We start from the raw sequence: 11935 nt of genomic DNA on the forward strand, positions 1-11935 counted from the left end.
GTTAGACCAACCCACGCAGGATGCGGCCACGTCATCTCCACCCGTCTGCTTTACCGCATAGAACCCATTTGCTTCTTCGCTGGCTCCCAATCGGGTTGTGCCTGCTCAGTTTGTGCTTGCTTTCGGTAGGTACTGACGCTCAGACTACTGCCGCCACGGAGCAACTATCCCGTCAATATCCTGATTCAGCGTATCGGCTGATTAAAATTAACTTAGATGAAGCCATTCGCCAGAATGATACCCTGACGGAGGGTGATTATCGGCAGCAGGTGGGACTGTTGTTTTACCACCAGGGCAGCTACGCTCAGGCGATTCGTTACCTGCTCCAGGCGCAAAAAATATTTAGGAGTGCCAACGACGGTAACCGGCTGGCCCGCAACCGCAACGAACTCGGAACGGTGTATTACTACAACGAACAGGGCAAACAGGCACTCGTCCAATTTACCGAAGCACTGGCCTTTTATCGCCAGAACCGGAACGCGCTGGGACTGGCTCAGACCTACGCCAACATCGGCCATATCTACGAAAAACGACAGGACCCCGAACGGGCGTATCGCTATCAAAAGCTGGCCCTGATGAACGGACGGGTCGCCAATGACGCGGGCAGCTTAGCGAAGATATACGAGAACATCGGCAGTATCTTTGAGGACAAGGTTCAGTACGACTCGGCCCGCTACTATTACCAGACGGCCTTCACGTTCACGCAGCAGGCCCGCGATGAGATTGGTCAGATCGAAATCATCAATAACCTCGGCGACACCTACCGCAAAACGGGCCGTTATGCCCAGGGCCTGACGCTGTATCAGCAGGCGATGCGGCTGGCTGGGCAAACCGGCGAACGCTACCAACTCAGCAGCGCCTACCGCGACATCGCCAAAACGTACCAGCTTCTGAACCAGCCCGATAGTGCCTACGCCTACATTGAGCGAAGCCGCGACCTGGTCGATGAGATTTATGCCGCCGACAACAACCGGCAGATTGCCCTGCTTCAGACGCTCTACGACGTAGAACGGAAGGACGGCGAGATTGCCCGGCTAAACGCCCAGAAGCGCATCGACCTCATGGCCATCATCGCTACGGGGGTGGTTCTGCTGCTGATAGCCAGTCTGGGGGTCGTGATTATCAGTCGGCAGCGGCTGAAAATTCGCAATGAGCGGGCGCTCAACCAGCAGAACCAGCAGATACTCCAGACGCAGAACGAGTTGATGCAGGTTGAGTTAAAGAACAAGCAACTGGAAGAGGAGTCACTAAAAGGGCAACTGGAGTTGAAAAGTAAGGAACTGACGACCCACACGCTCCAGATTATCCGGAAAAACCAGGTGCTGGAAGAACTGAAAAATGACCTGACGGCGATACTGTCGGATGACAAGCGGGACCAGAAAAAACAACTCCGTCAGTTGGTTCAGAAAATCAGCCTGAGTTTCAGTCAGGACAAGTACTGGGCCGATTTCAGAACCATTTTCGACCAGGTACACCCGCATTTTTTTAATCAACTGACCACACAATTTCCCGACCTGACCGCCACCGACCTGCGGCTGATTGCGCTGTTGAAAATGAACATCAGTTCGGCTGACGTAGCCACCCTGCTGGGTATCTCGTCCGACAGCCTGCGGGTGGCCCGCTACCGGCTGCGTAAGAAAATTTGCCTTCCCGAAGGCGAATCGCTCTCGGCCTACATTCAGCGGTTTCCTGCTCAACCAGTGCCGATACCCGTTGCTGCTCACGTATGATGCTGGTTACCTCACAACCACCACTCGCCAACTCATTCCCCGGTGCGGTTTTTCACACTTGGATAATATTCGGGTAACAATAAGATAATGGCGTTTTGTTGCGTAATAACAAGCTGGCAGTCAGTTAGTTATTTGTCGCTTGTTTACGGTGTTGCCTGTCTGTTTACGCTCCTGGCCGCCGTGTTGCCTTTTTGTTCACGGATCAAATTAGGCTCCCGCCAGTCTGTCGTCTCACCTTTGTGTCATCAACCGACCTGGCCTTGTGTACCCACGGAACGATGAGCAACCGCCCTTTTCAACACCCGATAAACTATCTATTACTTGTCCTGTGCCTGCTTGCTGGCGTACGGGTTTCGGCGGGCACCATTCGGGGGCGGGCCGTCGATGCTGCCACGGGACAGCCGGTCATTGGGGCCACGCTCCTTCTCGAAAACACGAAACTCCACAACGTCTCGGGCTTGGATGGCTCCTATCAGATTAAAAACGTACCCACCGGAACGTATAAAATTCGCATCAGCTACGTCTCCTACCAAACCATGACCCGCGAGGTGGTGGTTGAAAGCGCCGGGCAAACCATCACGATGGACCTGTCGCTAACGACCGAAACCGACCGCCAGCTAACCGGGGTCACTATAAAGGCCAAACGCGACGGAGCCAGCGACCGGAACGCCCGCGACCTCGAACGCAACGCCCTCCAGGTGACCAACATCGTGTCGGGCCGCACCATCGAACTGTCCCCCGACCTCACCGTTGCCAACGTCATTCAGCGGGTGTCGGGCATCTCCATCGAGCGCAACAGCAACGGCGACGGGCAGTACGCCATTCTGCGCGGCATGGATAAACGCTACAACTACACGCTCGTCAACGGCGTCAAGATTCCCTCGCCCGACAACCGCTACCGCTACGTGCCGCTCGACATTTTTCCCGCTGAACTGCTGGATCGGATCGAAGTCTACAAAGCGCTGATTCCCAGTCAGGAGGGTGATGCCGTTGGGGGAGCCATCAACTTAGTGATGAAGGACGCCCCCGACCGGCTGACCGTGTTGGCCAATCTCTCGACGGGCTACAGCGAACTGTTCATGAACCGACCGTTTGTGGGCTTCGATGCTACAACTATCCGGTTCCAGTCGCCCTACGAGCAGTTTGGTAATCGGTACGCGGCCAAATCGTCGGACTTCAACCGGGCACCGACGACCTACACCACCGGCAGCCCACCACCTAACCTACTTGGGAGCTTTGCCGTGGGCGGGCGCTTCCTGAATCGGCGGCTGGGCGTGATGCTGGCGGGTAGTTTGCAGAATACGTACCGGGGCAGCAACAGCCTGTTCTTCGACGGCGACGCGGTCGATACGCTTCGGGGCATTACATTGACGTCCATGAGCGAACGCCAGTATTCGGAGCAGCAGCGTCGCTACGGGCTGCACGCCAAACTGGACTATCGCCTGGCGGAAGGCAGCAAAATCCAGTGGTATAACGCGTTTATGAACCTGACCAACGAGCAGATTCGCGATACGAAATCGACGCAGTTGACCATCGGCGGCTTCGACCCAACACGCGGCAACGCTACGCTTGGCTACTCGACGCGCTCCCGCCTGACCCGGCAGCAGATTTACAATAGCACTCTCCAGGGAACCCACCAACTGACGCCGATTTTTGGCGTAAACTGGTCGGCGGTGTACTCCGTTGCTACCGGCGACGTGCCCGATCAGGCGACGGTGCCGCTGCTGGGCGTCCGCAAGAACTTCGTGGATAGGCGAACGACCGTCAACGATGGGTCGCGCCGGTGGGAGCACAACACTGATACTGATTTGGCGGGTTACCTGAACCTGACGCTCAAAACCAAGCTGGCGGGCGTGGGAGTGGAGTGGATGGCGGGCGGGTTGTACCGCGACAAACAGCGGACGAATTTTTACAATAACTATCAATTGCGGCCCACCAATCCGTTTGCGCTCTACGGCACCGATTTCACGGACTACAACCAGATTGGCTGGACGGTGCAGAATCCGCTCGGCTCGGTGGCCACGGGTCTCAACTACGACGCTACCGAGAAAACGGCATCGGGTTATCTCCAATTCCGCACCACCGACCGGCCCCTCGAACTGACCGGGGGCGTTCGCTTAGAGCATACCGATCAGGGATACGCCATGAAATTTCCGATTGGCGAAGACCGGCCGACCGGCAATCAGGTCTACACCGACGTGCTGCCGAGTTTGCACGCCCGCTACCGGCTGCGGGAGCGCACCAACCTGCGGGCGTCGTATTTCCGGTCGCTGAACCGGCCGGGGTTCTTCGAGATCGTGCCGTACCGCATCGTCAACGAAGAATACCAGGAGCGCGGCAACCCGAACTTGAAGCGGGCCATCGCCGACAACGTCGATTTGCGCTACGAATTCTTCCCGCGTCCGCTGGAGCAGTTCATGGCCGGGGTGTTTTATAAGCGGATTCAGAACCCCATCGAATACACCCTTCAGCGCGACGCCATCCGGGGGCAGGACATTTATTATTCGCCCGGCAACTTCGGCACGGCCAACAACTACGGCTTAGAACTGGACGCCATCAAGTACGTCCGGCAGTGGGGTGTCAAAGCGAATTACACCTACACGCATTCGGTCATTACCACGCCCAAGTCGAAACGCATCCGCAACGCGCAGGGCGATCTGGAAACGATTGCGGTGAATCAGACCCGGCCGCTCTACGGGCAGTCGGCGCACGTAGCTAACCTGTCGCTGCTCTACAAAGACAGCGAACACGGCTGGGACGGTCAATTGGCGGTCAGTTACACCGGAGCGCGTATCAACACGGTGTCGCAGTTTGTCGATAACGATCTGTACCAGAAGGGATTCGTGCAGATGGATGCGTCGGCGGAGAAGCGGTTAGCGGGTGGTTTCATCCTGTTTGCCAAAGCCAATAACCTGCTTAACACCCCAACCGAGGTGTATACCCGAAACGTGAGCGGGCGGAATTCCGACGTGCCGAATCAGGACGTGTCGGGCAAAACGCTGATCCGGCGCGATTTCTACCAGCGGTCGTATTTTCTGGGTGTGCGCTACAAATTATGAATCATCCGATCAACAAAGAGAAAATCAGTGCTAACTAAGTCAAAATCAAGAGAAATCATGAAACACGTACTCATTATGGCCGCGCTGTCGGCCGCTGTGCTGGTCGGTTGCACGACTAAAGAAGACAACGGGAGCGCGGTTACCCCCGTGGCGGTGCCGGTTGTGAAAGAAGCGGTATCGGGCGAGGTGTCGGGCGTTTGGGAAAAAGGCAGCACGTACAAAATCACGGGTCACCTGCAAATTTCGGAAGGTAAGTCGCTGACGATTCAGGAAGGCGTCACGGTGCTGATGAGCGATTCGACGGTGAAGCCCGAAGTCATCATCAAAGGCAACCTGTACTGCCTCGGTACGGCCGCCAACCCGGTGAAGTTTACGGTTCCCGACGCGTGGAAAACGGCTAAAAACGAGTTTGGAGCGCTTTGGGGCGGTTTAACGGCCGGACCAACCACCGCCGAAATGGTGCTCGACAACACAATTATCGAATACGGCGGGGCCGTAACGACCGAAGCCTCGCCCTCGGTGAAGGCGGGGTATTACAAAGCCGCTGCGGGCGAACACGTCCCGGCGCTGTACTTCCCGAACGTGAACGGCAAATTGGTGATGATTAACAGCCGGATTAACAATCAGAACGAAGACGGACTTTACATCGACGGCGGCAAGCTGATTATCGCCAACAACAAGATTTATACGCAGGGTATTTCGGGGGGCGATGCCATTAACATTAAGTCGGGGGTGCAGGCTGACGTGGCGTTCAACATGATCTACAGCCCCAACACCAATGGGCTAAAACTGTCGAACAGCGGTGACCGCACCCCACAGGCGTACGTTGTGGCCTATAATAACACGATCCTGAATGCGGGCTGGCGTCGGCCAACGACCAAAGGCGGGTCAATCTGGTTGGAGGCAACCGTGCGTGCCGATCTGTATAATAACCTGCTCGCCAATGACCGTTTTGGTATCAAGCGCGACAAAGGCAAGCCCGAAGACAACCGCTCGAAGGTCAGCAATAACCTGTACTACGGCTACAGCGCCGACGCGGTAAACCAGTTTCAGCCTTCGACCGAAATCCTGACCGGTGCCAACGATGTCATCAGCAAGACGGTGGGCGAGAACGACCCCAAATTCGTGAATTATCCGCTCAACACGGACATGAAAAACGCAACGTTCAACACGGCCTGGGATTTCCGGCTGCAGGCGGGTTCGCCCGCGCTGGGCAAAGGGATTACGTCGTTCACCCGGCTCTACGCCGACGGCCTGACGCTGGGCGGCAAGCTGTATCAGTCCCCCGCCCCGGCGTCCTACATCGGCGCGTATGGCTCGAATTAATGGCAATGGAGGGAACCGCACCGGCGGACCGACGAGTGCGGTTCCCTTATTCAGTCGCTCACCCATGAACACTATCTCATCATACTGTCTGATTGTCAGTCTGCTGTTATCCACCTGTCAGCGGCCTGCTAATCAGACAACCATGACTAAAACGGACCAAACGACGGTTGTTCAGCCGGTGTTCATTACCGACACCGTGCGGCACGACACCGACGATCCGGCCATTTGGATTAACCCGGCTGACCCGGCGAAAAGCTTGGTCATTGGCACCGACAAAGACCAGGATGGCGGGTTGTACGTGTTCGATTTGCGGGGGAAAATTGTCCGGGAACTCCACGACCTCAAACGACCCGACAACGTGGACGTTGCCTACGGGTTGCTGCTGAACGGTAAACCCACCGACATCGCTGTGACGACCGAACGGTTCACCCACAAACTCCGGATTTTTTCCCTGCCCGACATGAAACCCGTTGATCGGGGCGGCCTTGAGATGTTTGTTGGCGATCTGGGCGATGGCTTCCGCGATCTGATGGGCATTGCGCTTTACAAAACACCGACGGGTGTTTTATACGCGATGGTTGGCCGCAAATCGGGCCCTACCGATGGGTCATACCTTGGTCAGTACCGGCTCGAAGACGACGGTACGGGTCAGGTGAAGGCCATGCTGGTCCGGAAATTCGGCGCGTACAGCGGCAAAAAAGAGATCGAGTCCATCGCCGTCGATGCTGAATTAGGCTACGTCTATTACTCCGACGAGGGCGTGGGCGTTCGCAAGTACTACGCCGACCCCGAAAAAGGCAATGGGGAACTGGCCCTGTTTGCCCAAACGGGTTTTGCCGAAGACCACGAAGGCATTTCTATTTACAAAACCGGCCCCAAAACGGGTTATTTACTTGTTTCCGACCAGGGAGCCAATCAATTCCACATCTTCCGGCGCGAGGGCGAAGTGACCAACCCGAACGACCACAAGCGGCTAAAAATCGTGCGGGTAGCGGCTACGGTAAGCGACGGTTCCGAGGTGACAAGTGTGCCGCTCGGCAAGTCGTTTCCGCAGGGCCTGTTCGTCGCCATGTCGGACAATAAAACGTTCCACTACTACCGCTGGGAAGACATTGCGGGGAAGGAGTTGAAGTAATGAATAATGGATAATTCACAATGAGTAATGGGCAATTGCGCATCATTCATTGTGCATTATCCATTATTCATTGTGAATTGAATCTCCCCACCTTTTCAACGCCAAATCCTCCCCGTCGAAAACGGCGTAGGTTTTGGCCGATACCCACTCGCCGAGGTTGACGTAGCGGCTGTTGGGCGACACGGGCCGGTCGAGGGGCAGGTGGCGGTGCCCGAAAATGTAGTAGTCGTGGTGGATTTGCGCTTCAATTTCGCGGCAGTACTGCATGAGCCATTCGCGGTCGTCGCCCAGAAATTCTTCTTCACCTTTGTCCAGGTTGCTGATCCGGCTCCGGCGCGACCATTTCTGAGCCAGCCCGATACCGATGTCAGGATGCAGGTAGCGGAACAGTCGCCGGGCTAACCCACTCTCGAACAACACTTTCAATCGTTTATAAACGCGATCACCGGGGCCGAGACCGTCGCCGTGGCCGATCAAAAACCGCTTGCCGTTGATGGTGTACCGGCGTGGTTCTCGGTAGACCGGAATGCCCATTTCCTCCGTAAAATAGTCGCTCATCCACATGTCGTGATTCCCCGTGAAAAGGATTACCCGCGTACCGGCGTCGGTCAGTTCGGCTAATTTGCCCTGCAACCGGATGAACCCCTTTGGAATCGTGCGCTTGTACTCGAACCAGAAGTCGAACACGTCGCCGACTAAGAAAATGACCTCAGCGGTGGGGCGGATGCTGTCGAGCCAGGCCACCACGGCGCGTTCGCGAAGCTGACTTTGCTCGGGGGTGGGGGTGCCGAGGTGAAAATCGGAAGCAAAATAAACGCTGCGGCCGGGCAGCAGGGCAATCGTTTCGGTCGTGTCGGACATACAGTGGGATGAATCAGGCACGAAATTAAGCAACGATCAGCATTCTGATGAATCGACGGAACCGCATCGGCGGACCGACGGATCAAGCGGATGATACGGATTTGCGTGATTTTTTATCCGGTCAGGTTAAAAACCGCTAACCTGCCCAACGAACCGTTGCCTAAATGACCGGCAGGTATCTATAGCACAAGTCGCTTTATTGTATCAGCTATCAAGCCGATAGCTGATGTATCAGTGGTTTCTTATTTTCTAAAAAACATGCTTATGAAACGAACCCGCTTTTTACGTACCTGCCTGTCGGTAGGGGCAGTCCTGGCACTCCCGGTAACGCTTTTGGCCAGGACGGTCCGGAAATTCAGGGTCGAGAAAGGCTTTATGGTCAGTGGGGGCAAAGACCGATTTGACAAACCTATTTCTCTTTTTGAAGGCGATACGTTTTCGACAAAGATTTCCACAAAAGACACCGATGGCGATATCTACGTATTTGAATCAATGCGTATAAAAGAAGGGGGACCAACCCACCATGTTCATTTCGAGCAGGATGAATGGTGGTACGTGCTGTCGGGTCAGTTTCTGATTAAAGTGGGCGATGTCATGCATCAGGCCAAAGCGGGCGACAGCGTTTTTGGGCCACGAAACGTACCGCATAGCTTTGCCAAAGTAGGCGAAGGAGAAGGTAAACTATTGATGATCTTTCAGCCCGCCGGAAAGATGGAAGAGTGCTTCCAAAAAATCAGCGAAGGCAAGACAAAAGGGATGACCGAAGCCGAACAGGATAAATTTAGGGAAGAGCATGGCTTCAAACGGGTAGGACCACCCATTAAAGATTTCAAAAAGTGGTAGTCGTTGCGGTTGCGCATCGTACGATCATCGTTTTGTTGGCCTAAACTGCCTGATCCATGAGTAACCACACAACAAGACGCCGGTTTATAAAGACACTCTCGCTGCTTTCTGTTGCGCCGTCGATTGTACAGGGCAGCGCTTTTCTCCCGAATCAGACGGTTTCCCGCATTGGCTATCTGAGTGGGGCGGGTGTGCCGGAACTGGAGAAAGCCTTCACTGACGAACTACAGAAACTCGGTTTTAAAGACGGAGCAAACATCCGCATCGAGAAAAGGCTTGCCCGGCCCAACACGGCGGATGCCGTAGCTATGGCAGCGGAACTGGCACAAATGGACCTGTCCCTGATCGTTGCCGCTTCCCTTCCCCTTGCGCTGGAAATACGAAAGAACAACCCCAACATGCCCATGGTGCTTGCCACCTGTCCCGGCATGGTCAGCAACGGATTTGCCCAAAGCCTGGTACATCCGGGAGGCATCTATACCGGACTGGACGAATTGCCCGAAGGGGTTACGACTAAGCGCCTTCACCTGTTGAAAGCCGCTGCGCCCACGGTAACACGCATTGCCCTGCTGTCGACAACGCCCGGAATCGGTGGTCATGAAATCCAGCTATCCGAAGCGGAAAAGACGGCGGCAACCCTGGGGGTGTCGATTAAGGCCTATCGGGCCGCTTCGTTGCCGCAGTTGGAAAAAGCACTGGCCGATCTGGTGAGCGACGGCATGAATGGATTGCTGAGCTTTCAGGGAGCACTTACCCTGGCGAACCGTAAGCTGATTGCTGATTTTGCTGCCCAAAACCGAATTCCCGCCATGTATCAGGCGACCTTGTTTGCCGAAGCTGGCGGGCTAATGGCGTGGGCACCGAATCTACCACAGCAATTTCGGGAAGTGGCTCATTATGTGTCGCAAATACTGAAAGGTGCCAACCCCGGTGACTTGCCCGCTAAACACCCGGAGAAGTACTACCTGACGTTAAATAAAACTGCTGCTAACAAAATAGGCGTGAGTTTTTCTAAGGAATTACTGGCACAAGCAACCAGAGTCGTGGAGTAAAAGGTGGTTAAGCATGTAACCGATGACATAGAAATTCTTACTTTTTTTAATAAAACGACATTATCCCGCTCGCCAATGGCACGACCATGATCAAAGCAACGCTTTTCCTGACGCTCACCTGGTTTCTCCAACAGGCGTGGATTCACAACCACCCTGCCCGCCTGCTCAATCGACTGGGTAAGCACGCATACGTACGGAATCTATCGCCGGTACGCACCGACTCCGTCGATTATATCCAGATTCCTACCGGTAACGGCCTGATCCGGGCGGCAATTGCAACCCCAACAGGACCGGGGCCATTTCCCGCTGTCGTTATCCTTCACGGTACGCATGGCTATGCCGAGGAGTATGTCCGTTTAGCCCGTCGCATCGCCAGCAAAGGCATGGTCGGTATTGCTGTTTGCTGGTTTGCTGGTCGGCGGGGCGCAGGTGTACGGTTCATTACCCCCATTGACTGCCCCGACGCGCCTGCTTTCGTTGATGCTTCGGAGGTTGATCGCTTCCGCATTAGCCGCCAGACAATCGATTCACTCGTTCGACGATTGGGTACGTTGAGTCAGGTGCGAACGGGTCAGGTGGTGCTGTTTGGGCATTCGCTGGGCGGAGGAGCCGCGTTAGATTACATCCTGACCCATCCCGGCAAGGTGCAGGGAGCGATCCTGAACTCGAGCGGGTATCCTGCTGAGGTTACCAAAAGGGTGGCTGCTGACGTTCAGGTGCCAATTCTTATGCTGCACGGCACCGCCGATGGCCCGGCTGACAGTAGTGGTGGTTCAGCACTCACCAGTATAGACATGGCCCGCCAATTTGAGACGGCCCTGCGAACCGCTCACAAACACATTGATGTAATGTACTACGAAGGCAAGGGCCACAACGCCATTTTCAGTGATTCGGCACAGTTTGACGACACAGCGCAGCGCATCGTCACGTTTGTGCGCACCCACATTGCCAAATGAGGTCCCAGGGAAAATAAGGCGCAACGTACGTTAAGCACTTCATGCAGTTGATGTGATTTGTAAAGCCCTGCGTAGAAACTAAGTGCCCGTAGAATCGGCAACTCACGTGAACAACCGGGTGATTCAGATTGTATTTAAGAAAACGCTAATTTTGGGCTTTCTTAAACGAGTTATGAAGATCAATCCACTTTTGTACACGCTGCCGGTCCTGTTTCTGTCGTCCTGCTTCAAGGGCGACAACGCTACCGTGACCGATGCCGCGAATGATGCTGCCGGTACGGGCAGTCCGTATTTAGCCCGTGAGGTAGTGGGCGTGTGGCAACTGAGCACCGATCAGCGCTTCGGCTATGATGAACCCTGCAACGTTCTTGACGAAGGCCTGATTCAGAGCACGTTCGACATTAAGCTGACCGATGAAATGCAGACGCTCGATTACCCGAACGGCTGTGAGTTCAAATGGTCGGGTGGCACGGCCAGCATTGCCTTCGGTGGTCCCAAGCCGTACCCATCCATTTACCACGCGGAGTACATTTTCGACAAAAACTACCAGGGCGGAGCGGGTCAGGTGTCAGGACAGATGGGCGAAACGGGTCAGAAACCACCCATTAGTGGTCCGGCAACGGAAGGTACCGGGGCTGAGCGGCCCGCTACCGAACCCGAAGGCAGCGGGTCGGGCGATATTGACGCTGACTCAACGGCCGGTAATGATTCGTCGAGTTCCGTGTCGGGCGTTACCCCGGTCGCTGCGCAATTCACCAAACCCGTTGTCAGCACGGGCAACTTCGTCGCCGTGACGGGCGTGGGCGACAAAGCGGTCTGGGAACCGGCCAAAAGCACACTGCACGTACTCTACAATAACCACATTGTCAACGTCCGGGTGCAGACGAAGGCCAACGAAGCCGCTCGCCAGCAAAAGGCGTCGTCACTGGCGAATCTGGTGCTGAGTCATTTCGTCGAAGACGCATCGCTGTAA

The 11935-nt window shown here is 55.3% G+C and carries 9 protein-coding genes; 8 read left to right on the forward strand and 1 reads right to left on the reverse strand.

Annotated features, from left to right (window positions below; all coding sequences use genetic code 11):
• The first annotated feature begins 68 nt into the window (after positions 1-68).
• The 4 genes from ACYVHB_RS22475 to ACYVHB_RS22490 all read left to right on the forward strand — a co-directional run bounded on the left by ACYVHB_RS22475 (position 69) and on the right by ACYVHB_RS22490 (position 7250).
• The gene (locus ACYVHB_RS22475) at positions 69-1730 is read left to right on the forward strand and encodes a tetratricopeptide repeat protein (protein ID WP_461054046.1); all 1662 of its coding nucleotides are present in this window, start codon (positions 69-71) and stop codon (positions 1728-1730) included.
• Positions 1731-2008: 278 nt separating this feature from the next.
• The gene (locus tag ACYVHB_RS22480; RefSeq protein ID WP_461054047.1) at positions 2009-4789 is read left to right on the forward strand and encodes a TonB-dependent receptor; all 2781 of its coding nucleotides are present in this window, start codon (positions 2009-2011) and stop codon (positions 4787-4789) included.
• Positions 4790-4846: 57 nt separating this feature from the next.
• The gene (locus ACYVHB_RS22485) at positions 4847-6115 is read left to right on the forward strand and encodes a right-handed parallel beta-helix repeat-containing protein (protein WP_461054048.1); all 1269 of its coding nucleotides are present in this window, start codon (positions 4847-4849) and stop codon (positions 6113-6115) included.
• 142 nt (positions 6116-6257) lie between these two features.
• On the forward strand, positions 6258-7250 hold the full coding sequence (locus ACYVHB_RS22490) for a phytase (RefSeq protein ID WP_461054083.1): 993 nt from the start codon (positions 6258-6260) through the stop codon (positions 7248-7250).
• Between the two features lie 63 nt (positions 7251-7313).
• On the opposite strand, the gene ACYVHB_RS22495 is transcribed toward ACYVHB_RS22490, so the two are convergent.
• The gene (locus ACYVHB_RS22495) at positions 7314-8111 is read right to left on the reverse strand and encodes a UDP-2,3-diacylglucosamine diphosphatase (RefSeq protein ID WP_461054049.1); all 798 of its coding nucleotides are present in this window, start codon (positions 8109-8111) and stop codon (positions 7314-7316) included.
• Between the two features lie 264 nt (positions 8112-8375).
• Between ACYVHB_RS22495 and ACYVHB_RS22500 the strand changes: the two genes are divergently transcribed.
• From ACYVHB_RS22500 to ACYVHB_RS22515, 4 genes are all read left to right on the forward strand, one after another.
• The gene (locus ACYVHB_RS22500) at positions 8376-8954 is read left to right on the forward strand and encodes a cupin domain-containing protein (RefSeq protein WP_461054050.1); all 579 of its coding nucleotides are present in this window, start codon (positions 8376-8378) and stop codon (positions 8952-8954) included.
• 56 nt (positions 8955-9010) lie between these two features.
• Positions 9011-10006 (forward strand): ABC transporter substrate-binding protein, encoded by a 996-nt coding sequence (locus ACYVHB_RS22505; protein ID WP_461054051.1) that lies wholly within the window; start codon positions 9011-9013, stop codon positions 10004-10006.
• 86 nt (positions 10007-10092) lie between these two features.
• Entirely contained in the window at positions 10093-10962 is an 870-nt protein-coding gene (locus ACYVHB_RS22510) for a dienelactone hydrolase family protein (RefSeq protein ID WP_461054052.1), read from the forward strand.
• A gap of 172 nt (positions 10963-11134) precedes the next feature.
• Positions 11135-11935, forward strand: coding sequence for a hypothetical protein (locus ACYVHB_RS22515; protein ID WP_461054053.1), 801 nt, complete (start codon positions 11135-11137; stop codon positions 11933-11935).

The sequence above is a fragment of the Spirosoma arcticum genome, assembly GCF_054779955.1.